This window comes from Bacillus xiapuensis (genome assembly GCF_002797355.1).
In the GTDB taxonomy this organism is placed as follows: domain Bacteria; phylum Bacillota; class Bacilli; order Bacillales; family Domibacillaceae; genus Bacillus_CE; species Bacillus_CE xiapuensis.
Genome location: NZ_KZ454939.1, coordinates 1,263,513 through 1,286,369, shown reverse-complemented (window position 1 = coordinate 1,286,369; position 22,857 = coordinate 1,263,513). Strand labels below are relative to the sequence as shown.

General features: G+C 44.3%; 22 protein-coding genes. 4 read left to right on the top strand and 18 right to left on the bottom strand.

The window, feature by feature from the left end:
* Positions 1-33: 33 nt before the first annotated feature.
* From CEF20_RS06425 to CEF20_RS06400, 6 genes are all read right to left on the bottom strand, one after another.
* On the bottom strand, positions 34-408 hold the full coding sequence (locus CEF20_RS06425) for a DUF1284 domain-containing protein (protein ID WP_332849200.1): 375 nt from the start codon (positions 406-408) through the stop codon (positions 34-36).
* Between the two features lie 612 nt (positions 409-1,020).
* The gene (locus CEF20_RS06420) at positions 1,021-1,200 is read right to left on the bottom strand and encodes a hypothetical protein (protein ID WP_100331023.1); all 180 of its coding nucleotides are present in this window, start codon (positions 1,198-1,200) and stop codon (positions 1,021-1,023) included.
* Between the two features lie 222 nt (positions 1,201-1,422).
* Positions 1,423-2,013, bottom strand: a complete 591-nt coding sequence (locus CEF20_RS06415) for an SCO family protein (RefSeq protein ID WP_232713384.1) — start codon at positions 2,011-2,013, stop codon at positions 1,423-1,425.
* 150 nt (positions 2,014-2,163) lie between these two features.
* Positions 2,164-4,254, bottom strand: a complete 2,091-nt coding sequence (locus CEF20_RS06410) for a heavy metal translocating P-type ATPase (RefSeq protein WP_100331022.1) — start codon at positions 4,252-4,254, stop codon at positions 2,164-2,166.
* 108 nt (positions 4,255-4,362) lie between these two features.
* Entirely contained in the window at positions 4,363-7,497 is a 3,135-nt protein-coding gene (locus CEF20_RS06405; protein ID WP_100331021.1) for an AAA family ATPase, read from the bottom strand.
* Positions 7,494-8,639: an exonuclease SbcCD subunit D gene (locus CEF20_RS06400; protein WP_100331020.1), complete on the bottom strand. Its 1,146-nt coding sequence runs from the start codon at positions 8,637-8,639 to the stop codon at positions 7,494-7,496. The genes CEF20_RS06405 and CEF20_RS06400 overlap by 4 nt, the downstream gene beginning before the upstream one ends.
* Before the next feature lie 182 nt (positions 8,640-8,821).
* On the opposite strand from CEF20_RS06400, the gene CEF20_RS06395 reads away from it, so the two are divergent.
* On the top strand, positions 8,822-9,247 hold the full coding sequence (locus CEF20_RS06395) for a DUF2621 family protein (protein ID WP_100331019.1): 426 nt from the start codon (positions 8,822-8,824) through the stop codon (positions 9,245-9,247).
* 108 nt (positions 9,248-9,355) lie between these two features.
* Here CEF20_RS06395 and CEF20_RS06390 read toward each other — a convergent pair whose 3' ends face one another.
* The 3 genes from CEF20_RS06390 to CEF20_RS06380 form a co-directional block, all read right to left on the bottom strand.
* Positions 9,356-9,847, bottom strand: coding sequence for a CcdC family protein (locus CEF20_RS06390; protein WP_100331018.1), 492 nt, complete (start codon positions 9,845-9,847; stop codon positions 9,356-9,358).
* A gap of 88 nt (positions 9,848-9,935) precedes the next feature.
* Complete coding sequence (locus CEF20_RS06385) at positions 9,936-10,295, bottom strand: response regulator (RefSeq protein ID WP_100332022.1); 360 nt, start codon at positions 10,293-10,295, stop codon at positions 9,936-9,938.
* Positions 10,296-10,394: 99 nt separating this feature from the next.
* Positions 10,395-11,102 carry a cytochrome c biogenesis CcdA family protein gene (locus tag CEF20_RS06380; RefSeq protein WP_100331017.1) on the bottom strand — a complete coding sequence of 236 codons (708 nt, stop codon included), beginning with the start codon at positions 11,100-11,102 and terminating at the stop codon, positions 10,395-10,397.
* 243 nt (positions 11,103-11,345) lie between these two features.
* Between CEF20_RS06380 and CEF20_RS06375 the strand changes: the two genes are divergently transcribed.
* A complete protein-coding gene (locus CEF20_RS06375) occupies positions 11,346-11,534 on the top strand; it encodes an aspartyl-phosphate phosphatase Spo0E family protein (RefSeq protein ID WP_100331016.1) in 189 nt (62 codons plus the stop codon).
* Positions 11,535-11,766: 232 nt separating this feature from the next.
* Here the strand turns inward: CEF20_RS06375 and CEF20_RS06370 are convergent, their stop codons facing one another.
* The 6 genes from CEF20_RS06370 to yneA all read right to left on the bottom strand — a co-directional run bounded on the left by CEF20_RS06370 (position 11,767) and on the right by yneA (position 16,186).
* On the bottom strand, positions 11,767-11,982 hold the full coding sequence (locus CEF20_RS06370) for a YneF family protein (RefSeq protein ID WP_100331015.1): 216 nt from the start codon (positions 11,980-11,982) through the stop codon (positions 11,767-11,769).
* Between the two features lie 80 nt (positions 11,983-12,062).
* Positions 12,063-12,509, bottom strand: a complete 447-nt coding sequence (sirA, locus tag CEF20_RS06365) for a sporulation inhibitor of replication protein SirA (RefSeq protein ID WP_100331014.1) — start codon at positions 12,507-12,509, stop codon at positions 12,063-12,065.
* Between the two features lie 160 nt (positions 12,510-12,669).
* Positions 12,670-14,676, bottom strand: coding sequence for a transketolase (gene tkt, locus CEF20_RS06360; RefSeq protein ID WP_100331013.1), 2,007 nt, complete (start codon positions 14,674-14,676; stop codon positions 12,670-12,672).
* A gap of 218 nt (positions 14,677-14,894) precedes the next feature.
* Positions 14,895-15,128, bottom strand: a complete 234-nt coding sequence (locus CEF20_RS06355) for a DUF896 domain-containing protein (RefSeq protein ID WP_100331012.1) — start codon at positions 15,126-15,128, stop codon at positions 14,895-14,897.
* A 71-nt stretch (positions 15,129-15,199) separates the two neighbouring features.
* Positions 15,200-15,856: a YneB family resolvase-like protein gene (locus tag CEF20_RS06350; RefSeq protein WP_100332021.1), complete on the bottom strand. Its 657-nt coding sequence runs from the start codon at positions 15,854-15,856 to the stop codon at positions 15,200-15,202.
* Between the two features lie 9 nt (positions 15,857-15,865).
* Positions 15,866-16,186: a cell division suppressor protein YneA gene (gene yneA / locus CEF20_RS06345; protein WP_100331011.1), complete on the bottom strand. Its 321-nt coding sequence runs from the start codon at positions 16,184-16,186 to the stop codon at positions 15,866-15,868.
* Positions 16,187-16,340: 154 nt separating this feature from the next.
* Here yneA and lexA point away from each other — a divergent pair, with 154 nt between their 5' ends.
* Both lexA and asnB read left to right on the top strand, forming a co-directional pair.
* On the top strand, positions 16,341-16,958 hold the full coding sequence (gene lexA, locus CEF20_RS06340) for a transcriptional repressor LexA (RefSeq protein ID WP_100331010.1): 618 nt from the start codon (positions 16,341-16,343) through the stop codon (positions 16,956-16,958).
* A 246-nt stretch (positions 16,959-17,204) separates the two neighbouring features.
* Positions 17,205-19,079, top strand: a complete 1,875-nt coding sequence (gene asnB / locus CEF20_RS06335; protein WP_100332020.1) for an asparagine synthase (glutamine-hydrolyzing) — start codon at positions 17,205-17,207, stop codon at positions 19,077-19,079.
* 489 nt (positions 19,080-19,568) lie between these two features.
* On the opposite strand, the gene glnA is transcribed toward asnB, so the two are convergent.
* The 3 genes from glnA to CEF20_RS06320 all read right to left on the bottom strand — a co-directional run bounded on the left by glnA (position 19,569) and on the right by CEF20_RS06320 (position 22,853).
* The gene (glnA, locus tag CEF20_RS06330) at positions 19,569-20,903 is read right to left on the bottom strand and encodes a type I glutamate--ammonia ligase (RefSeq protein WP_100331009.1); all 1,335 of its coding nucleotides are present in this window, start codon (positions 20,901-20,903) and stop codon (positions 19,569-19,571) included.
* A 47-nt stretch (positions 20,904-20,950) separates the two neighbouring features.
* Entirely contained in the window at positions 20,951-21,355 is a 405-nt protein-coding gene (locus tag CEF20_RS06325) for a MerR family transcriptional regulator (protein ID WP_100331008.1), read from the bottom strand.
* Between the two features lie 235 nt (positions 21,356-21,590).
* Positions 21,591-22,853, bottom strand: coding sequence for a methionine gamma-lyase family protein (locus CEF20_RS06320; RefSeq protein ID WP_100331007.1), 1,263 nt, complete (start codon positions 22,851-22,853; stop codon positions 21,591-21,593).
* Positions 22,854-22,857: the final 4 nt, after the last annotated feature.

The following is a 22,857-nucleotide window of genomic DNA, read 5'->3' as shown; positions in this document are numbered from 1 at the left end:
AAGACGAAAGCCCTCGCTCCAGTGTCCCTTGTGTCACCTTGCCTGCCGCGCTTGCTTAAGCCGGCGAATTCCGTCTTTACAAACTCCGGCACTGAGCCAGGAACAGCCGTCGCATAAATATTCCAAATCGTCCGGCTCCGTTCTTTCAGCCGTACGCTCTATTAATTCAGACTTGAGATAGGTCTTATTTTTATGGATACCCAGGTGCTGGATCACCTTTTCATCAAACCCCATGACCTGCATCTGAGAGTCTTCGGAGGCTTCACAGATAGACTCCCCTTTATGGGGGCAAGAACAACAAGCCTCATCAAAGCCGGCCACGACTTCAATGCGGAAATCACTTTGCTCATCCTTCATTTTTGTCACAATTTCTTGCATTTTCTCAATAAACGCTGGACTATAGCCCATTCCTTGAAATCCGTGAACGCATAAAAGATGATGGCCTCTTATTTTTATTAACATCGCCATTCCTCCCACCTTCTCTCTATTATACATCAGCAGTTTTTGTTGCGAAATAAAAGAAATATGCCGAATGAAGCTGCAGGGGAAATTAATTCCCTTTATTGCAGCTGGTACGATTCATTTGCAAGCTTCCTCGCCCCCGAAAGCGGAGGTGCGTTTGGTTATGATAAAATTTTTTCGTTTCAATCAAAGTATGAACTCTCAATTCGCCATCTTTGACTATAACTCTATATTTATATGGACGTAATTGAGAGAAAATATTTTTGAGGCGGATGTCACCATTCTGTAGATAGCCCCGAAAGCTCAAGAAGTTCGTCCTATTTAAGCAGGCAGGCGACCGCCGCTTTCCGTCAGCTGCATCCGCCTTTCCTTTTGCTAGGAGCTTTTTCCTTCCTCCGATTGGCATTCATTTGAAGCAGTCCAAATGAAAAACGGAGCCTGCCGCAAAAGCAGGATCTCCGTTTTGATAGAATGAAAATAAATTAGAAATAAGCAGACGAATAAAAAGGTGTGTAGGCAAATGGGAATGGGATACTTGAAGATAGGTAACTCGAGGAATTAATACTTTCTGGAATTGCAGTTAGGGCAGACATAGACATCTTCTGCATCTAAAATAGAGCCGCATTTCGTTTGCTCGAGGACCACTTGAGCTTTTTTCAGATCCGCTCGCAAGCCTTCCCACCCGCATTCACATTTGACTTTGTTAAAAGAGCCAAACTTATATACTCCATAGTTCATTGTCTTCACCCCTTGTTGAATATTCAGAAGTTTCTGTACCTATATCTTACACAAAAATTATGTAAATAGCAATTAAAAAAATGTGAATTTTTTGTAAAAAATTAAAATGTCAAGTCTTGATTTTATTTTTTTCATTAAAAAACATCCGCAATAGATGAGAAAGAGAATGCAAAAAAACTGCCTGCTAACAGACCACAAACGGGCCTAACAGGCAGCTGCCGCTTATTCCTCAGTTAATTGTTTGATATCTAAGACGATTTCATCAAAAGGAACATCCTCGTTTCCATTATAGCTTTTTACGATTGTTCCGGTTTTATCGATTAAGTAAAAGCTCGTTCCATGCATCACCTGATCTGAATCGGGCTCCGGCACGGCAAGCGTCTGAAAGTTTTTCTCCGCAAAGTCGCGAATATATTTCTCATCATATCCAGTCAGCAAGTCCCAAGTTTTTTCATCAGCATTATAATAGGATATGTATTGCTTTAATTTCTTTGGCGTATCATTCTTGGGATCGACGCTGAACGATACAAAATGAGTATCTTTAATGCCTTCCTCTTTGACCCTTTTCTGAAGCTCCGCCATATTCTTTGTCATTGGCGGACAAACCGTGCGGCAGTTGGTGAAAATGAGATCCGCTACCCAGACCTTCCCTTTCAAATCTTTCAGGCTCACCTTTTTATTATCTTGGTTCACGTGGCTAAAGTCTTCCATCTCAACATCCATATTTCCCTGAAAATCACTGTTGCTGCAGCCAGCGATGACAAGCAAAACAGAAGCCGCCACCATCCATATTATCGAGCGAGTTACCTTCAACTAATTTCCCTCCCTGAACATATAATAGCCATTATAAATTATATGGTAGGGGAATCCAGTTCAATTGACAACGGTCTTTTCCATACTGGTTCTGAATAATTTATGAACAGTCTCCCCCAAAAAAGGCAGCTTCTTCCCGCTGCCTTGTGATCACAATATCTCTTTTTCTTTCTTTGTTTCCACTAAAATAGTCAAACTGATCAGCGTCACGATAATTGTCGCTCCCATATCGGACAAGATGGCAATCCAGAGAGTAAGCCAGCCGGGAATGGTTAGCAGCAGGGCGATTAGCTTTAATCCGAGAGTAAGCAAAATATTGCTTTTAATGATGCGATTCACCCGCTTGCTAATGGCGATTGCTGCTGGAAGTCGCCCTAAATGATCCTGCATTAAAACAATATCCGCCGTCTCGATCGCGCTGTCCGTTCCTTTGCCTATCGCAATGCCAAGATCTGCTGTGGCGAGAGCGGGAGCATCGTTGATTCCATCTCCTACCATTGCTGTCGCCGATTGCTTTGTCAGTTCTTTTATTTTTTGCACTTTTTCATCGGGCAATAGTCCGGCAGCGTAATCGGTCAATCCGATTTTTTGGGCTACTTTTTCAGCTGTTTTCTCATGATCGCCTGTCAGCATAACCGTTTGCTTAATCCCCGCTTCCTGCAGCTGTTTGATCAGCTGAGGGCTTTCAGAGCGAATCTGATCAGCTATGCCAAACATCCCCAGCACTCTGTGGTCATCTGCTGCAGCAACTAGTGTATAGGCTGAATGTTTCAATGCCTCTATATCCGCTTTGACGCCAGCGTCTAATTGAAGATGAGACAGGATCCCTTCATTCCCTAAATAATATCGGGTGCCGCCAACAATCGCTGTGACCCCTTGACCAGCTACCGATTGAATTTCCTCTGCTTCGGCGACGGAAACATTGGACTGCGCTACTTCTTCCATCACCGCTTTGGCGAGCGGATGGGAAGAATGTTTTTCTATTGCACCAGCAACCTGATAAAAAAGCTCAGGTTCATACACAATCGCTCTTTCTACATGAGGAGCGCCTTTCGTCAGTGTTCCCGTTTTATCAAAAGCGATCGTCTCGATTCTTCCCAGCTGCTCAAGATGTGTTCCTCCCTTGACCAGTATGCCGTTTCTGGCATTGCGGGTAATACCGGAAACAATCGCAATCGGCGACGATAAAATGAGCGCGCATGGACAGCCGACAATCAATACGGCCAGCCCTTGATAAAACCACGAACTCCAATCACCGCCAAGAAACAGCGGCGGAACCAGCATGACGAGAGCGGCGATCACCATAATGGCGGGTGTATAGTATTTAGCAAATTGATTAATGAACAATTCAGTAGGTGTTTTCGTCTCCTGGGCTTCTTCGACCAGATGCAGTATTTTCGCTAAGGAAGAATCTTGATACAGCTTGGTAATTTCCACTTTCAATGTACCTTCGTTATTGATGCTTCCGCCATAAACAAAGTCTCCCTTTTCTTTCTCCACGGGCATGGACTCACCTGTAAGTGCCGCTTCATTAACAGAGCTTTTGCCATGTGTAATCCGGCCGTCAGAAGGGATTTTTTCTCCGGCTTTCACAAGAACCGCATCCCCGATACGAAGCTCTGAAATCGGGATCTTTTTCTCCTGTCCGCCTCTGATGACCAGCGCTTCTTTTGGCGCTACTTCAAGCAGGGCGGCCATTGAACTTCTGGCCTTTTCCATTCCGAGTCCCTCTAAATATTCATTCAAGCCAAACAGAATGGCGACCATTGTTCCCTCGCGCCATTCTCCGATGCTGAATGCCCCGATCAGCGCAACCGTCATGAGCGTATCGATGGTGAACTTAAAGCGAAACAAGTTCTTTATGCCTTTGATAAAGGTGCGATAACCGCTGATTGCCGTTGCTGCCAAATACAAAGCGATCACAGCGGGTGACGGCAGACTATCCTGCCCTATGAGGGCGGCTGTAAACAGCAGCGCTGATATTAAAATAAGAATCCTCCAATCAATTTCTTTCCTTGGGCGGTCTGTTGAAGAAGGCTGCTGGCTATCCTTTATAATGGCGGCGCCGTCAGAAGCCAAAATCCGTTCAACCTTCGCTAAATCCACCTCTTCAGGGAGGGAAAGCTTACTGGAATTGAATAATATTTTCGCATCCTTTCCATGCGGCAGCTTTTGTATTTCTTCTTCCATTTCACGCGCGCAATTGGCGCAGGAAAGGCCTTCTATCCGATATTCTGCCATCCATAACACCCCTTATCATTCCTATAAGGCCATAGTAACACACGCTTAGTCCTTTGTATGATTATATGCTCATATTCCAAAACAGCTATCGGTTCACGGCTTTTTCGTCTAGGAATGACAGAACTGAAAGCGTGTGAAGCTGCCGCTTTGGGTGGAGATGACCTCTAATCTTGCATCTATTCTTTCTTTTAATTCAGGCACGTGAGAAATGATCCCGACAAGCCTGCCGCTGCTTTGAATATCCATGAGTGCGGCAATCGCTTGATCTAAAGATTCCGGATCAAGCGTTCCAAATCCTTCATCGATAAACATCGTTTCTAACGATACGCCCCCCGCATACTGCTGAACGACGTCTGCCATGCCAAGTGCCAGAGCTAAAGACGCTTTAAAGCTTTCCCCTCCTGATAAAGTTTTCACATGGCGCGTCTGCCCTGTGTACTGATCGGACACTAAAATCTCTAAACCGCTTTGCGCATTCCCTTTAGCGCGGCCGGTTTTCCTTAGTAAACGATAGCGGCCATTGGTCATTTTCACCAGGCGCTCATTGGCGAGCTCCAATATTTCATCTAAAAACGCGGCTAACACAAAGCGTTCAAAGGTCAATTTATGAGTATTGTTTCCATGAGCAATATCATAAAGGTTGCCGATGAGACTATAATCGCTTTCCAATTCTTTTAATGATTCATTTAATGATTCTACTTCTTGCTGAATTCGGGCTGAATCACGGATGACCGCTTCTATGGAGGATCGTTTGTCCTGCGCTTCGCTTATTTTCCGTTCTAATTCGTCAAGCTGAAGCTTTACGCTTTCTACTTCTGGTCTTTCTATACCTTTCAGCGCTTCCTCAAGCTCTTTTAAGCGGTCGGAAACGGAACGTATTTCTTCTCGGAAGGACTGAATCTGTTGTTGAATTTGTTTTATTTCTGCTTCTGTGCGCTTGCTGCTTGCATAATGCGTATAATCTTTAAATTCATATTGCTTCATTAAATTGATAAACACTATCCGCTCACGGTCTAATTGGGCCTGCCGCTGCTTTATCATGCGGTCCATTTCCTTTAAAGCAGCTTCTACAGTCGCAAGTTCTTTTTCTGCTGCCTGTTTGTTCTTCGCCGCCATCTCCAGCTGTTCGGCCAGTTGGCGTTTTTGCTTGAGCGCCTGATCCAAAGCGAATTCAAAGCGATCTTTCTGCCGGAGTTCTTCCGGAATCTGCTTCAGCCATTGCTCTACTTCAGAACGCTTGGAAATAAAGGCTTTTTGCGCATTTGCTTCATGCTCTTGGCACATGAGCATTTCCTGCTGCAGCATTCGCCGCTGCTCTTTTAGACGGTCTTTCGCTTCGAGCAACGCCGCTTTTTGATTTAATTTCTCCTTCGCTTCCCGAATTACGGTTTTTGTTTCTTTTTCTGTCTGACACAGCTGACGCTTTTGGTTCTCAATCGCATCCTTCGTAAGCTCTAATGAATAATCACCCGCTTCTGTCTGCAGCTTCTTCAGCGCTGCCTCCCCAAGCTCCAGCCTCGTTTTCGATTCTATCAGCGCTTTTTCCAGTTGATTCCATTCCTTCTCTATCTGAGCAATCTCGAGTTTAGCAGCTTCGATCTCTTCTTTTACAGGACCTTCAGCTTGTTCAGCTGCAGGAGCCGGATGATCTGTGGATCCGCATACTGGGCATGGCGTTCCTGAAATTAACCGGCTGGCAAGAAGACCGGCCTGATGCTTGTCCCAGCTGGCCTCCAGCCGCCCTAATTTATCTCTGGCTTCGGTTAGCCGCTGCTGCTTCTCCTGATGCTCTTTTTGCAAAGAAGTAAGCTGACTGCTTAATCTTGCTGCCTCTTTGTCCCCCTGTTCAAAATCCCTCACTAACTGCAGATATTTGCGCGTTTGCTGAAGGTGAGCCTCTTCTTGATAAAGGCGAGTTTGCCATTGATCTAATGCAGCTAATTCTTTTTCGATTCTTTCTAATTCCTTCTCCGTCTTTTCGCAGCGTTCAGCCGCTGAAACACGCTTGCCTTCCAGCTCTCTTGCCCGCTTGCTTAACCGCTCAAGCGCTTGCTTTTCCTTCTCTAATGAATCAACGGCTGGTTTCATAGCCGTGAGCTGGCTGACTCGCTCAGCCGCTAGCTCTCTTTCATTTTCCTTCGCTTGCTCTCTCTCCCATGCTTGCTGCGCTAATTCCGCCCGTTTTAGCTGGCGGGTTCTTTCCTCTTTCGTCCGGTCTGCTCTTTGCTGCAAGCTATCTAAGTCCTCTCGCAAATCGGTGCACTCTTTTTCCTGCCGCTCGAGCTTGGCTGCTTTTTCCGCCCAATCTATTTCATTTTGTTTTCCCGTTATCACAGGCTCATGCTCCTGGAGCTTTTTCCATTGCTCGTTCAACTGTTCCAGGCGTTCCATCTGCTTGATTACTCGCTCCGCCTCATCCAGCTGTTTCGTCAGCTGATCGCGCTCAGAATGCTGCAGTTCAAGCATTTGCTTTAATTCTTCAGACCTTGCAGCCAATTGCTGAATCTCCTTGGCTAATTGCACAAGAATCGCCCTCTCGTTCAACGGCGATTCCTGCAATAAAGCCGCCATCTCCTCACTCGACGCCTGAATGCTTTTTAAACGCTGAGTGCGCAACTCCATGCTTGCTTGGACTTGGTTTTTTAAAGCGGCCGCATTTTGCTTCAGCTTTTCTTCTATTTGCTTATAAAATTGGGTATGAAACAGCCGCTGCAGAATCTTTTCTTTCTCTTTGCTGTCGGCGATTAGCAGCTTTCTAAATTCTCCTTGGGGAATCATCAATATCTGCCGGAACTGATTGGCGTCCAGCTGCATAATCTCTTTGATTTTCTCATCCACTTCCCGCACGCTCGCGCCAAGCTGTTTTCTCTCTCCGCTGTCTGTTATTTCATAAAGCTCTGCTATGGCATTGACCACCCGGTATCCTTCGCCGCGCTCTTTCTTCTTCTCTTGCTGAGGTGCGCGGCGGATCTCATATGTACGTCCCTTTAAGGAAAACTTCAGGCTGACCTCTGTGGCTGTATCGTCTGCGGCAAAATGACTGCGCAGCTCGGTTCCAGTACGCTCATCACCGCTTGTCCTTCCATAAATTGCAAAACTGATTCCATCGAAAATCGTTGTTTTTCCGGAACCCGTTTTTCCGGAAATAACAAACATGGTCCGGTTCTCCAGCAATTCAAAATTAATTACCTCTTCCTTGGCATAAGGGCCAAACGCTTTCATCTTTAATCGCAAAGGTTTCATTGTTGTTCCGCCTCCAGCTTCGCTTCATAAATCATTTTTTTCATTATGTTTCGCTTTTCTTCGGTAAAGGCTTCCGTTGTCATCTGTTCATAGAACTCAGCGAAAAGATCTAATTCTGTTTTCTTTTCATTCCGCAAAGAGAGGTACGCTTTTTTTTGGCGTTCATCAATGAGTGCGCTCTTGCGTTCAAGGTGCAGGACATTCGGATATGCTTGCCGAAGCTTTCCCATTGGATCAATCAAAGCCCCCTTGTCAAGGAGCGTGACTTTCAAATAATCTTCAGCCCGCTCCCTTTGCACCCGCGCAGGATCAAGCAATTCTTCCAGCGTACCCTCAATTTCTCTCATATCCCTTCTAGGAGATAATCTTCTTTCACGGCGAGTGAATTTCCCTTTGTCATCTATCTCAATTATGGAAATGCTCTTTTTCTGTTTGGCTTCTGAAAACGAGTATTTTAATAGCGAACCAGAATAAAAGACCGTATCATGCTTAATCGCATCCGGACTATGCAAGTGGCCGAGTGCCGTATACTGAAACGGAGCGAACAAATCGGCAGTCACACAGCCCGATCCGCCCACTGACAGCGTTCTCTCCGAATCGCTCGTCTTGCCTCCAAGAACGAAAGCATGGCCGACAAATACATTCACCGCCCGATGATCCATATGCTCTTCTAATTTACCTAGGAACGCTTTCATCGCCTCTTGATGAGAATGAATCGTTTCATCGCCAAGCAAATGCCGGACAACTCCCGGTTCCGCATAAGGAATACAATAGAAATTCACTCCGTTTATATGAACTGGCGAGAAGTCCAGATCGAGCTTCCCTTTTAAATAGAAGCGGCTTTGTTTAAACCATGATGACCCGAACGCCAGCCGTTCAGCGCTATCATGATTTCCGGAAATGGCCACAATCGGTATTTGACATTCTACATTTAATTGAAACAGCACCTCGTTAAGCAGTTCCACCGCGTCGGTAGGCGGAACGGAACGATCGTATAAATCGCCGGCTATGACAATCGCATCCGGCTTTTCCTCTTTGACCACCTCCACGAATTGCCGCAGCACTTCCTTCTGTTCCTCTGTCATGTACACGCCGTGGACTAACTTTCCCAAATGCCAGTCTGCTGTATGAATAAACTTCACTTGTTTCACCTCTATCATAGTCTGTATAATTAATAGTAACGGAACTGAACTAGAAATCAATTGGCGATTCATGCCTGCTGCTTAGATCGAAAGCGCACAGGCTGTTAACGGTACGGTTGTTTCCGCCCTGTCAATTGTCTATAATAGTTAACGAAAGTCCGTGATAAGTGGGGGTTGCCATCATGCTAGAAGGCTGGTTTTCTTATCTGATTTTATTTTGGGGGATTATTTTAATAGGAAGTTTCGCAATTGGCGGTTTTTTTATGTTTCGGAAATTCTTAAAACGCTTACCGAAAGCGGACGGCCGCTCAGATATGGATTGGGAAGAATATTATGTGGAGCGGACGAGGCATTTATGGAAAGAGCCGGAGAAAGAGTTATTAGAGGAGCTTGTCCGCCCTGTGCCTGAGCTCTTCCGTGATGTCGCTCGCCATAAAATCGCGGGCAAGATCGGCGAATTAACTTTTAAAGAAAATGCCAATGCCATCACGCAAGATTTAGTCATCAGAGGCTATATTATGGCTACGCCGAAGCGTGATCACAAATTTTTAAGAAAAAAATTGACCGACATGCAAATTGATATGTCTCCTTATGAGCATTTGTTTTAAGCAAAAGAGCTTGCTGGAAAAGCAAGCTCCTTTCTGTATGATAGCTAGCTGGCGCTAACCGTCATAGCATGATCTGCCAGGTCCAAACCCCCTGAGTTGGAAAACCTTTCATGTAAGATTACATTTATTGGATGAGCCGGCACCTAATTGCTGTCTCAACTGGCGATATTGAAGATACATGGCAATTCGCCACGGAACAATCATTGAAAAAGCGAGAATAAAAAACATCCCGCTAAGCTCACCAAAGTCGATCGATGTGCTGAGCAACGCTTTACCAGCCAGTCGAATCACCAGCAAGCCAATTAATATAATAGGAAATGCTTTCGAACGCTTTAAATAAATATCTTTATCTCTTATTTCAAACTTAGACGTTTTAATTAAAAAAAGAGAGAAGAATGCGCCTACTGCCACCGCTTCTAACAATTCTGCCACGGTGACCCTGAACTCCGGCACCACAAACATAAGCGCCCCGGTGCTCATAAAAATAGGGGGCAAAATTATTTTTTTTGCTGAGGTCGGTTTTTTGGAGGCTTTCATGCGGATGAAAATAACTCCAATCCCCATCATGACAGCAAAAATGGATGAAGCTACATACAACATCTTCATCATTCCTTATCTGCGTAAAATTTGCATTGTTATTATAATGGAATTTCCGAAAAAAGACAAAATCGCCCAGGGAAAGAGCCATTTATCCCAGCAAACGACGCAGTGCTTCATTGACGCGCGCTTCATCGAAAGGTTTCGTGACAAAATCCTTCGCCCCCGCTTCAATTGCTTCCATTACCATTCTTTGCTGCCCCATTGCGGAACAGATAATGATCTTGGCTTCCGGAAACTCCGCTAATATCTTTTCAGTCGCTTCAATCCCATTCATACCGGGCATGGTGATATCCATTGTTACGACATCCGGCCGCAGCTTCCGATACTGTGAAACAGCTTCTTCCCCGTTCTCTGCCTCTCCCACCACGACGTGATTTAACTTCCTAAGCATATCCGTCAATGTGACTCTCATAAATTTTGCATCATCTACGATTAGTACTTCTGCCACAAATGTTCCTCCTCGTTTCTTCGATGGAAATGACTGCATATTCGTTTTCTTAACCATATAGGTTCCCTCTAAATTTAGCAACACTTTTCAGACATTTGCTTAAAATCCAGTAAAATCCCCAAACAGCGGACTTAATAACGCGATAATTTTTGTCATCCAATCAAAGAACAAAACAATTCCCATAATGATCATGACATAACCGCCCGCTTTTACAATCATCTGGCTATGCGCTCGTATCCACTGCATACGGCTAAGGAAGAAGGACAGCACAAAGAACGGAATTGCAAACCCCAGCGTGTAAGCCAGCATGTACAAGAGCCCCGAACCTGGATTTAACCCTGCCAAAGAAATGACGGCCATCAATATCGGCCCTGTACAAGGCGTCCACCCTGCAGCAAATGCCAGTCCGATTAATACCGAGCCGAAATAACCGCTGGGACGATGCTTAAACTCTATACGGCGGTCCTTCATCATAAATTCCGGCTGAAGAATGCCAGTGATCACCAAGCCAAAGAAGACGATAAAAATAGCCCCTAATTGCCGGATTAAATCCTGATATTGTTTCAGAAATTCCCCGACAAACGAACTTGTAAATCCGAGGGCGATAAAAATAATGGAAAACCCGAGCAAAAAGAAAAGCGTATGAAGCATGCTTCTCCTTTTTAGCATCGCGTTTTCTTGTTTTAATTCATTGACACTCATTCCCGTTATGTATGATAAAAATGCCGGATACAGCGGTAAACAGCAAGGTGAGATAAAGCTAAGAAATCCCGCTCCGAACGCTAAGAATATATTGATGTCATCCATTCATATCCCTTCCTTTCCTTTGCTATTGTAACAAAGTTTCACGGCATTAGCGAAATAAGAATTTTTAACCGTTTTGTGTCGTTTTTATGAATAATTACAACCGACGGCGCTTTCTTTGTCGGATTTTTCAATCATCTTAAGTCATCTTTTTTGAAAAAAAGTAAGAGATTGGGTATACTAATTGAAATATAAGAGAATGGCGATCGTTCAATTTTTGTTACAATAAAGAAAGGATATGCGGCTGTGGGCAAAAATAAAATGTTACATGACATTGAAAAGAAGCGAACGGAATTATTCAAAGTTGTCGCCATCAATGGGCTGAATTCACAACTGGCTGTCCGTTATAGCCAAGAGCTTGATACGCTGCTAAATGAATATAACCGAAAGTACATTCAACCTTTCTATTCCTCTCCCAGCAGGACATCTAAATAAAGCTAGGCTCCTATACTGTCCGGCTCGCTGTTCAGTCTTTTTTTCATCGCGGCTAAAAGCAAGATTCAATCATTGACTGATAGCACAAAAACCACCTTTCTATTGGAATGGGTTCCAACTCAAAAAGTGGTTTCAGAGCTGCTGGCTAAGCCATGTATCTATTCATGCTCATGAAGTGCTACTTACTGGCAAGTCACCTTTATTGGTCTTCCCTGAGCAACCTATGTAGCCGTTATTTTTTATCAAATTGCTTATTCATTTGCGCCATCATTTGATTTATTTTCTTTTGGGATGGTTTTTGTCCCATCTGCATCATCATCATCCGTAACATTTGTTCATTAATAGGCGGATTCTTTTTTAAGTAACCCATCATATATTTGCGGGCAATGAAAAACCCAATTGCAATTCCAGCGATCAAAGCCAGAATCACAAAGATCACATTCCACATATAATACTTCCTCCTTCATGTTGTCTACTCAAAGTTTACTAAACCAAAAGACATTATACAATATGAAAGAGAAATTTTTTTCATTTAAAGAGGATTTCTTTCTTGATCGGCTGGAGCCATCCGTAATTATTCCTTTCGAAATCAACCGCAAACAGACAAGCGTTCATTTTTTTGAGAGCGTGAAAAAAGATCGTTTCTGATTCGTAACTTCCTGTCGCTTTTAAATAAAGACACTCTGACTCCGCAAATAATTCCGCTCCCCCTTTTTCGTTCGGAAGCTCAATTCGGTAATAGCCGCCCTTTTCTATGGAAAACCCGTGTCTTTCTCCTAGAGCTTCCGTCAGCAGCTGCTTTACTTTGGATGGAGCAAACTTGTTCGTAATATATTGCACTTGCTTCTCGATAATCTGTTGTTTGTCAGTCCCAGAGCAGGAGCTTTCAAAAAACAGCTGAAAAAAATTTCTTTCTCTGCCGTAAAAATAGTGAGCAAATTCCTCGCCAATCCAGTAAATTTGATAAGTTCTCATCCTATTTACCTCCTGCTTGTCCTTTTCCTTATTATAGTCAAACAATCAGGCTGAGCTTGTTGAAGCTTGAAAAAAATCCCCACTAGTTTTGTCGATTACCGTTTTGTCTTCATAGAAAAGCCGGTCAGCTTTTCATCTCCATAAGCTGACCGGCTTTTCATTAATTATCTAAAAGTGCTTTTGCGCGGGAAACCACATTTTCCACCGTAAATCCATATTCTTTCATTACGAGTTCTCCCGGAGCCGAAGCGCCAAACTGATCAATTGCCAGGATATCGCCTTCATCGCCAGTATAGCGTTCCCATCCCAGCGGTGATCCCATTTCAATCGCGAAGCGTTTCTTCACTTCCTTCGGAAGGACGGAGTGTTTGTATTCTTTACTTTGCTTTTCAAACAGCTCCCAGGAAGGCATACTGACGACTGATGCGTGAATGCCCTCTTGAAGCAATACTTTTTGCGCTTCAATTGCTAAATTTACCTCTGAACCAGTAGCCAAGAGAAGAAGATCCGCCGTCTCTTTTTCCGCAGGTGAAATGACATAAGCACCTTTGGCGACTCCTTCTTCCGCTAATTGATCCGTTCCTTTAATCGTCGGTAAGTTTTGACGAGTCAGAACTAAAACAGTCGGTGTGGATTTAGAGGTTACCGCCAGTTTCCAAGCTGCTGCAGTCTCGTTGCCGTCAGCAGGACGAACAACTTGCAAATTCGGGATGGAGCGCAGAGAGGACAGCTGTTCAACCGGCTCATGAGTTGGACCGTCTTCTCCTACTGCAATACTGTCGTGAGTGAAGACATAAGTGACAGGCAGCCCCATTAACGCAGCTAATCGAATTGCCGGGCGCAAATAATCCGAGAAAACAAAGAACGTTCCGCCAAATACTTGCAATCCTCCATGAAGAGCCATGCCGTTCATCGCAGCGCCCATGGCAAACTCCCGAACACCGAACCAAATGTTGCGGCCCTCATAAGAAGCAGGGAAATAATCGCCGGATTTTTTAATCATGGTTTTATTGGAGCCGGCAAGATCCGCCGATCCGCCGATCAAAGTCGGTAAATGATTGGCAATGGCATTTAATACTTCACTTGAAGAAGCTCGGCTTGCCAGACTTTGGCCTTCTTTGTAAACAGGAATGTCCTTCTCCCAGCCATCTGGCAATTCATGGTTTATCGCCTTTTCCAGCTGTACAGCAAGCTCTGGGTATCGCTTTTTGTAGTCTGAAAGCAATTGATTCCAGGCTTCTTCTTTTTCTTTCCCTGCCCGGATAATCGTTTCCTCAAAGCGATTGTATACTTCTTGCGGTACATGGAAGTCTTCTTCAAATGTCCACTTGTAGTACTCTTTTGTCAATTTCATTTCCTCTTCGCCTAGCGGCGCTCCGTGAACGTCAGATTTTCCGGATTTATTCGGACTTCCGTAGCCAATGATCGTTTTGACTTCGATCAATGCCGGGCGGCGGTCATCTTGCTGTGCTGCTTCAATTGCTTTCGCAATTTCTTCCATATTGTTGCCGTCTTCCACGCGAATGTACTGCCAGCCGTATGCTTGGAAGCGGTCTTTTACGCTTTCTGAAAACGATTTATCCAAATCGCCATCCAAAGAGATATCATTTGAATCATATAAGACAATCAGCCGGCCTAATTGAAGATGTCCAGCAAGAGAAGCTGCTTCAGATGCTACCCCTTCCATTAAATCCCCATCACCGCATAATGCGTATGTATAATGATCGATGACATCGATATCATCCTTATTGTAGACGGATGCTAAATGGCGTTCAGCCATTGCCATCCCAACTGCCATGGCAATTCCTTGACCAAGCGGACCAGTGGTGGCTTCTACTCCATCTGTATGTCCATACTCAGGATGCCCGGGCGTTTTACTTCCCCACTGACGGAAATTTTTGATTTCCTCCATTGAAAGATCATAGCCCGACAGGTGAAGCAAGCTGTATAAAAGCATTGATCCGTGTCCAGCTGAAAGAACAAAGCGATCACGGTTAAACCATTTGGAATTCTTAGGGTTGTGGTTCATAAAGCGGCTCCACAATGTATAAGCCATCGGCGCAGCGCCCATTGGCAAGCCTGGGTGTCCCGATTTTGCCTTTTCAATCGCATCGATCGATAATGTGCGGATCGTATTGACAGCTAGTTGATCGACTTTATCAAACATCGTAAACATCCTTTCTATAACGAGTGTAGTCAACCTTAATATTATAGGTCTTGGTTGCATTATACAAGAAACACGTCTATTTTTCGAAAAATTTTTTCATTATATAAGATTATCAAGTACACAGCTGAAGATAAGCGCTGCCCGGAAGATTTCATCATCCGCTTCCTCCTGATTTGTACAGCGACCAAGCTTAAAAAAAGCCGGAGCAGCCCGGCTTTTTAATGCATATTATTTCTTTTTTGTACTTCTTTAAGCTTCTTGGGTGTCACTTCATCCCCATTCGCATCAAAAATGCGCACCTTTTCTACCGTTTTCTTCATTGAAGAGCGAAACGCCTGTAAATATTCCTGACGCAAAGCCGTCTGCTCTTGTCTTTCTTGTTCTGTTAAACCCGCAGATTTTGATTTTTTCGATAGTTCATTAATGCGGGCGATTTTTTCTTTTGAAAGCATAAGCAGTGTCTCCTTTTATGTGCATTCGTTCCTATTATCTTAAAAATACATACACCGGACAAGGGAAAAATTCATCGCTCTCCCCTCATCTGATTCTCCACAAACTCTTTGTATCTGCGGTGAACGGTTGCTTTAGACACATGGTAGCCAAACCCTCTTAACGTAGCGGCAATTTCTTCAAAAGTTAAGTCATTTCTCCGCAAGCGGACAATTTCCTCCACAGGAACTGTCTTGCGGTCTCTTCCGGCGGGATTTCCCCGGTTTTTTAAATTTTTCTCCGGCCGAAAACCATTTTCCACCGCGCGCTTCATGCCTCTTTTGATTTTTAAATTATGAATTTTCCGCTGATATTCTTCTACCATGCTCACGATGCTGATGACCATGGAATCGGACTCAGAAAGCTGCAGTTCTCCGTCATCCGCTATCGTAAATACCTTAACGCCTTCTTTGAACAAACAATGCAGCAGGGCGATCTTAGCATTTCCCCGTCCGATTCTCGTTTCATCTTGAATTAATACCGCTTCCGCCCGTCCCGCTTTCACTAAATCAAGAAGATCCAGTATTCCTTCCCGGTCAAGATCGTAGCCGCTTGCTTGCTCTTGAATCACCGCCTCGACCTCGTACCCTTCCTTCGCCGCCAAGGTTAGAAGCTCCTCTTTTTGCCGCTCAAGAGAGGTTTCCTGCGCTTCCTTCTTCGTGCTGACCCGGCAATAAATAACTGCTTTCATCATCTGTTATTACTCCTCTTTCAATACCACTTGCTGATCGCCGGATGAATGAGCCGAGTTCACAGGTATAACCAGCACATCCCCAGGCTGAATTCTGGCTGAGAGCAGCTGATTCTCCTTTTGCACCCACATGATGAACTCTTCTTTATTCATTCCGTTGGTTTGTTCATATTGATCAGCAATGCTCCATAGTGAATCTCCTTCTTGAACAACAATTTCTTGAAATGGCCCTTTTTCTGCGCTTAGGCTAAGGATCAAAACAACACCCGCTATGAACGCAACCGCCGTAAACAATAATACAAAAGAATATTCTTTTAATAAAGCATGCATAAGAACAGCCCCTTTGCCGAATATTTGTTCGCATATTTTCTTTTATTGTAATCAGAACATTTGTTTGTGTCAAGCGTTTGTTCGAACTTATGTTTGTACCTGGAAAATGCGCATGTTATAATATAGAAAAGATATGAAGCGAAGAGGTGCGATAATGACAAAAATTTCAAAGAGGCAACAAGATATATTGGACTTTATTAAATGTGAGGTTAAAGCAAAGGGCTATCCCCCTTCCGTAAGAGAGATCGGCGAAGCTGTCGGGTTAGCATCAAGCTCGACCGTTCATGGTCATCTTGCGCGTTTAGAAAGCAAAGGGCTTATTCGCCGCGACCCGACGAAGCCGCGGGCCATTGAGATCCTTGAAGCGGATGAAACGGTGCCGAGACAGCAGGTGGTCAACGTTCCTTTAGTCGGTAAAGTAACAGCCGGCCTGCCTATTACTGCCATTGAAAATGTGGAGGAATACTTTCCTCTTCCCGAAAGCCTCGCTCCTGCTGATGAGCAGGTATTCATGCTGGAAATCATGGGTGACAGCATGATTGAGGCCGGCATCCTGAATGGTGACTACGTCGTCGTTCGCCAGCAGCAAACAGCAAAAAACGGCGAGATCGTCGTCGCCATGACAGAGGAAAATGAAGCCACGGTGAAACGCTTCTTTAAGGAAAGCGATTATATCCGTTTGCAGCCTGAGAACTCCTCTATGGAGCCCCTCATATTAAAAAACGTGACAATCCTGGGAAAAGTGATCGGCGTTTTCCGCCACGTTCACTAATCTTTCCTTTTCTCCCCTTCCATTTCGGCAGGGGCTTTTCGTTTCATTCAGTACGGCACAGCTCTCTGAAAATCTTTCGCGAGTTTGTAAGTTTTTAATTCTTATTTGGACACGTTTTATGTTATGATGAGCAAGTGAAAAAAAGTCCTGTTTTCTTCAGGCAGTAAGGCTCAATACTTTCCATTATTGGATTGGAAGCCAGCTTTGCAAATGATGATTATTAAAGAGAAGGGTGAAAAATTAAATATGTGCGGCTTTATTGGTTGTGTGTATGATGATAAAACAGCGTCTAACAGACTTACTGAACAGCAATTTAAACAAATGAATGATAGGATTTACCATCGCGGCCCCGATGATGAAGGCTATTATTCCGACAGTTATGTGCAATTCGGCTTTAGACGCCTAAGCATTATCGATATTGAAAGCGGAAGCCAGCCGCTGTCTTTCGAAAATGAACGCTACTGGATTATTTTCAACGGAGAAATTTATAACTATTTAGAGCTTCGCGAAGAATTAGAGAAAGACGGTGTGGAATTCAGCACCGCTTCCGACACAGAAACCATCATTGCGCTTTACAGCCGCCTCAAAGAAAAAGCGGTTGAAAAGCTGCGCGGCATGTTTGGTTTCGTGATTTGGGACAAAAAAGAAAATGAATTGTTTGGCGCCCGCGACCCGTTCGGCATTAAACCGTTTTTCTATAAAGAAGAAGCTGGGAGAACCTTTTTTGCTTCTGAAAAGAAAAGCATTTTGCACGCCATGCAATCCAGCGAGCTAAACGAAGAAGCAGCGCAAAACTACTTTACTTTCCAATACGTTCCTGAACCGGAAACGATGGACAAGGAGATTTTTAAACTGGAGCCTGGGCACTATTTCACTAAAAAAATCGGACAGAAAATGGAGATTAAACCCTACTGGAAAGCTTCATTCAATCCAATCTTACGTTCTGAAGATGAGTACATTAAAATGGTGCAGGACGCGCTCTTGGATTCAGTGAAAATCCATATGCGCAGCGATGTGCCCGTTGGTTCCTTCTTATCTGGAGGAATCGATTCTTCCATCATCGCCTCGATTGCCAAAATGTATCATCCGAACATAAAAACTTTTTCCGTCGGCTTTGAACGCAATGGCTACAGCGAAGTGGATGTAGCCAAAGAAACAGCGGATAAGCTTGGCGTAGAAAATATCAGTTATACGATCACGCCGGAAGAGTATATGAAAGAACTCCCGAAAATTCTATGGCATATGGACGATCCGCTTGCTGATCCAGCCTGCGTGCCGTTATACTTCGTAGCAAGAGAAGCAAGAAAGCATGTGACGGTCGTGCTCTCTGGTGAAGGTGCAGACGAGCTGTTTGGCGGCTATAATATTTACCGCGAGCCGCAATCGTTAAAAGTGTTTAACAATATTCCAGGCATCTTTAAATCCATCCTTAAAAAAGTCGCTCAGGTGATGCCAGAGGGAATGCGAGGCAAGAGCTTTATCGAACGCGGGGTCACTCCGATGGAAGAACGCTATATCGGCAACGCAAAAATGTTTGAAGAAACCGATAAAAAGCTGCTTTTGCCTAATTACCAATCCGGTTTAGAATACACTAAAATTACGAAGCGCTTCTATGATGAAACACAAGGCTACGATGATGTAGACCGGATGCAATACATTGACATCCATACTTGGATGCGCGGTGATATTCTATTAAAAGCAGACAAAATGACAATGGCTCACTCTTTAGAGTTGCGCGTGCCGTTTTTGGATAAAAAAGTATTTGAAGTCGCTTCACAAATCCCGACGCGCTACAAAACAGCGAATGGCACAACAAAGTATATTTTAAGAAAAGCGGCTGAAGGCATCGTGCCTGACCATGTGCTAAACCGCAAAAAGCTGGGTTTCCCAGTGCCGATCCGCCACTGGCTGAAAGATGAAATGCATGATTGGGCAGTCAAACTGATTAAAGAAAGCGGCACCGATCACTTGATCAATAAACAATATGTTTTGCAATTGCTTGAAGATCATTGCAGCGGCAAGATGGATTACAGCCGCAAAATTTGGACCGTTCTCATCTTTATGATGTGGCATGCGGTCTTTGTTGAAAAACGCTATGAAACTCAAGCAGTAGGCGCATAATCAAGCCAAAAAGCATTAGGAACTTACATCATCCGTTCCTAATGCTTTTTTTGTGTGTAATCGTCAACCCCAAAATTGAGCACCCTCTCTTATAAACATAAAATAACCTCTTTTTGTTTCGTTCACTTTTATTCAACAAGAGTCAGAACGCAGAAAGAACCTGGCAAAATTGATAATTCCGTCAGGTTCACATATCGATTTGGTGTAATGTATGGTTTTCGGCGATGTATTTCATGATGCAATCTTGTAAAAATATTCAACCGAACAGCCACCCCCTCGCTGCCAGCCGTCCTGCTCATTTTGCTGAAGAATAGTCCGACCGCCTAAAAAAGCTCCCCTCTTTCTAAGCAAAAAAACTGCATCTTCAATTGCTAGTGAATCACAATTGAAGATGCAGTTTCATCCAAGCTTCTTGCTAACAGAGCTAATAACAGGCTGTCGCTCCTGCTGTCATGATAAAGCAGGATCTTACAGCCCATTTGTGCAGCCTTAATACATTTGCATGTACTGCTCGCGCTCCCAAGGATGGACTTGGGTTCTGAACATATCCCATTCAATTTCTTTCGCTTCAATAAAGTGCTCAAGAATGTGATCGCCAAGTGCGGCTTGAATCACATTATCTTTTTTAAGCATTTGCAGGGCTTCCGCCAAAGTGGCCGGCAGATCTTCTACCCCTTCTTGCTCGCGCTCTTCTTGGTTCATGGCATAGATATTGCGATCGACTGCCGGAGGAGGAGTCATTTTATTTTTGATGCCATCGAGCCCCGCTTCAAGCAATACTGCCATCGCTAAGTATGGGTTAGCAGCTGGATCGACGCTGCGCACTTCCACACGAGTGCTCATTCCGCGTGAAGCCGGTATGCGGATAAGCGGGCTGCGGTTTTGACCGGACCATGCCACGTAGCAAGGCGCTTCATAGCCTGGCACTAGGCGCTTGTAGGAGTTAACCGTCGGGTTGGTAATCGCCGTGAAAGCTTGCGCATGCTTAATCGTCCCCGCGATAAATTGGTAAGCAACGTCGCTTAGTTCCATTTCGCCGTTCTTATCATAAAAAGCATTTTGGCCGTCTTTAAATAAAGACATATTACAATGCATTCCTGAACCGCTCACTCCGAAAAGAGGCTTCGGCATAAATGTCGCATGCAAACCATGCTTGCGGGCAATGGTTTTTACAACTAATTTAAAAGTTTGGATTTGGTCACAAGCCGTTAACGCATCGGCATATTTGAAATCAATTTCATGCTGTCCAGGTGCTACTTCATGATGAGACGCTTCAATTTCAAAACCCATTTCCTCTAATTCCAAAACGATATCACGGCGGCAGTTTTCTCCTAGATCCGTTGGCGCTAAATCAAAATAACCGCCGTTATCGTTTAATTCAAGAGTAGGCTCTCCATTGGCATCCAGTTTAAATAAGAAAAATTCCGGTTCTGGCCCTAAATTAAAATTAGAGAAGCCCATTTCTTCCATTTCCTTCAGCACGCGTCTTAAATTATTGCGGGGATCCCCTTCAAACGGTGTGCCGTCCGGCTTGTATATATCGCAAATTAAACGGGCCACCTTTCCTTTCTCCGCTGTCCAAGGAAATACTACCCATGTGTCAAGATCAGGATATAAGTTCATATCGGATTCCTCGATGCGAACGAAGCCCTCGATCGATGAACCGTCAAACATCATTTTGTTGTCCAATGCTTTTTCCAGCTGGCTCACAGGGATTTCAACATTTTTGATTGTTCCCAATATGTCGGTAAATTGCAGACGAATAAACTTTACGTTTTCTTCTTTTGCTAAATTCAAAATGTCTTCGCGTGTATACTTACCCATGTACTAAAACTCCTCCTCAAAATTATAGCTTGCTATATGCCAAAAGATCAGTGGAAAAACCGGTATCTGTTACTGTGAGGGTTATCTTGCCGATGAAAACGGCCGGCATTAATCAATTCTTTGCGCAGCAGCTTTCTCAGCTCCTCATCCGTAAAGTCCTTTTTATGTTTACCCTCTTTTTCTTTTGAATCACTATGTAAAGCATATTGTTTTTCATTTAACAGCAGTTTTTTGATGCCAGCGATATTGATCCCTTGATCAATTAGATCCTTAATCTCCAGCAAGCGGTCAATATCATATAAAGAAAAGAGACGCCGATTTCCCTCCGTTCGTTCAGGATGAATCAATTGATGCTCTTCATAATAGCGAATTTGCCTAGCCGAAAGATCGGTGAGCTTCATCACCGTACCTATTGGAAATAATGGCATGGACCGCCTAATATGACTGCTCATCAACTTCTCCCCCTTTCTTTATCTGGTATTAACTATATACCACGTAATTACTTATGTCAAACCTATGTCATAAAATCTAACATGAAAAATCGGCTGATCTAGTTTTACTTAGAGCATCTAAAGCTTCTTTAAGCAAAAAAGCGAACCTTAACGGAGTTGGTCACTTCGTTAAGGTTCGCTTTGTCTATTTTCCTGCAGCTCTATTCCCTTTTTGAAAGAAAGGATGGCTTCTTCATTAAACGAAACCTTTCTCCATTAATTGATCAATCGCGCTGCAAACGGCAATTTTTACATGGGAATAGGTTAGCCCTCCTTGGACATAAGCCGCATACGGCGGCCGCAAAGGACCGTCTGCTGACAACTCAATGCTCGCCCCCTGCACAAAGGCTCCCGCAGCCATGATCACCTCGTCTTCATACCCCGGCATATAGCTGGGATACGGCGTCACATGGGAATTCACCGGAGAGGCAAATTGAATCGCTTGACAGAACGCAATCATTTTTTCACGGTCTTCAAATTGAACGGCTTGAATTAAATCCGTCCGGCTTTCATGCCATTTCGGCATCGTGTTCATTCCCAGGCTTTCAAGCATGGCCGCTGTGAATATTGCGCCTTTCAAACTCTCGCCTACCACATGCGGCGCCAGGAAGAAGCCTTGATACATTTCCTGCAGGCTATAAAGACTGGCTCCTGCTTCAGCACCAATTCCCGGGGAGGTCATGCGGTATGAGCAGCTTTCAACCGCCTCTTGCGTTCCAACTAGATACCCGCCTGTTTTCGCTAAGCCGCCTCCGGGATTTTTAATTAACGAGCCTGCCATAAGATCAGCGCCTACATGACAAGGTTCACGGTCTTCCGTAAACTCACCGTAGCAATTGTCCACAAAAACTAAGACGTCACTTTTGACTGCTTTTACAAAGCGAATCATTTCTTCGATTTCAGCGATTGCAAAAGAAGGGCGGACCGCATAGCCTTTCGAACGCTGAATTCCGATCATTTTAGTATGCGGCTTGATGGCCGCCCGAATCGCAGCAAAATCCGGCTTTCCTTCTTCATTAAGCGGTACGCTATTGTAATGAATCCCGAATTCTTTCAATGAACCATTTCCATCGCCGCGAATGCCCACGATTTCTTCTAACGTATCATACGGGCTGCCGGTAATATACAGCAGCTCATCACCTGGCCGGAGCATTCCAAAAAGGGCAATAGAGATGGCGTGTGTGCCTGAAATAATTTGCGGCCGAACGAGAGCCGCCTCTCCGCCGAGCACTTCTGCATAAATTTTTTCAAGCGTATCCCGGCCGAGATCATCGTATCCATATCCAGTGGAAGGCGCAAAATGAAATTCGCTTACTTGATGGTTCTGAAAGCTCCGCAAAACGCGAAACTGGTTTGTTTCTGCCCGGCGCTCAATAGCCTTATGCATATCAGCTATTTTCTTTTCCGCGGCGGCAGCCAAATGCTTTATTTTATCACCGTGTTTAAGTAATTCAAACATAAAA

Bases quoted from the DNA above. Each gene is read 5' to 3' on its own strand.
- glnA (WP_100331009.1), bottom strand. From the start codon at position 20,903: ATGGGTAAGTATACACGCGAAGACATTTTGAATTTAGCAAAAGAAGAA.
- CEF20_RS06405 (WP_100331021.1), bottom strand. From the start codon at position 7,497: ATGAAACCTTTGCGATTAAAGATGAAAGCGTTTGGCCCTTATGCCAAG.
- CEF20_RS06370 (WP_100331015.1), bottom strand. From the start codon at position 11,982: ATGTGGAATGTGATCTTTGTGATTCTGGCTTTGATCGCTGGAATTGCA.
- CEF20_RS06410 (WP_100331022.1), bottom strand. From the start codon at position 4,254: ATGGCAGAATATCGGATAGAAGGCCTTTCCTGCGCCAATTGCGCGCGT.
- lexA (WP_100331010.1), top strand. From the start codon at position 16,341: ATGACAAAAATTTCAAAGAGGCAACAAGATATATTGGACTTTATTAAA.
- CEF20_RS06420 (WP_100331023.1), bottom strand. From the start codon at position 1,200: ATGAACTATGGAGTATATAAGTTTGGCTCTTTTAACAAAGTCAAATGT.
- CEF20_RS06380 (WP_100331017.1), bottom strand. From the start codon at position 11,102: ATGGATGACATCAATATATTCTTAGCGTTCGGAGCGGGATTTCTTAGC.
- CEF20_RS06355 (WP_100331012.1), bottom strand. From the start codon at position 15,128: ATGCTTTCAAAAGAAAAAATCGCCCGCATTAATGAACTATCGAAAAAA.
- CEF20_RS06325 (WP_100331008.1), bottom strand. From the start codon at position 21,355: ATGAGCAGTCATATTAGGCGGTCCATGCCATTATTTCCAATAGGTACG.
- CEF20_RS06350 (WP_100332021.1), bottom strand. From the start codon at position 15,856: ATGAAAGCAGTTATTTATTGCCGGGTCAGCACGAAGAAGGAAGCGCAG.
- CEF20_RS06390 (WP_100331018.1), bottom strand. From the start codon at position 9,847: ATGTTGTATGTAGCTTCATCCATTTTTGCTGTCATGATGGGGATTGGA.
- tkt (WP_100331013.1), bottom strand. From the start codon at position 14,676: ATGTTTGATAAAGTCGATCAACTAGCTGTCAATACGATCCGCACATTA.
- CEF20_RS06320 (WP_100331007.1), bottom strand. From the start codon at position 22,853: ATGTTTGAATTACTTAAACACGGTGATAAAATAAAGCATTTGGCTGCC.
- asnB (WP_100332020.1), top strand. From the start codon at position 17,205: ATGTGCGGCTTTATTGGTTGTGTGTATGATGATAAAACAGCGTCTAAC.
- CEF20_RS06395 (WP_100331019.1), top strand. From the start codon at position 8,822: ATGCTAGAAGGCTGGTTTTCTTATCTGATTTTATTTTGGGGGATTATT.
- yneA (WP_100331011.1), bottom strand. From the start codon at position 16,186: ATGCATGCTTTATTAAAAGAATATTCTTTTGTATTATTGTTTACGGCG.
- sirA (WP_100331014.1), bottom strand. From the start codon at position 12,509: ATGAGAACTTATCAAATTTACTGGATTGGCGAGGAATTTGCTCACTAT.
- CEF20_RS06425 (WP_332849200.1), bottom strand. From the start codon at position 408: ATGGGCTATAGTCCAGCGTTTATTGAGAAAATGCAAGAAATTGTGACA.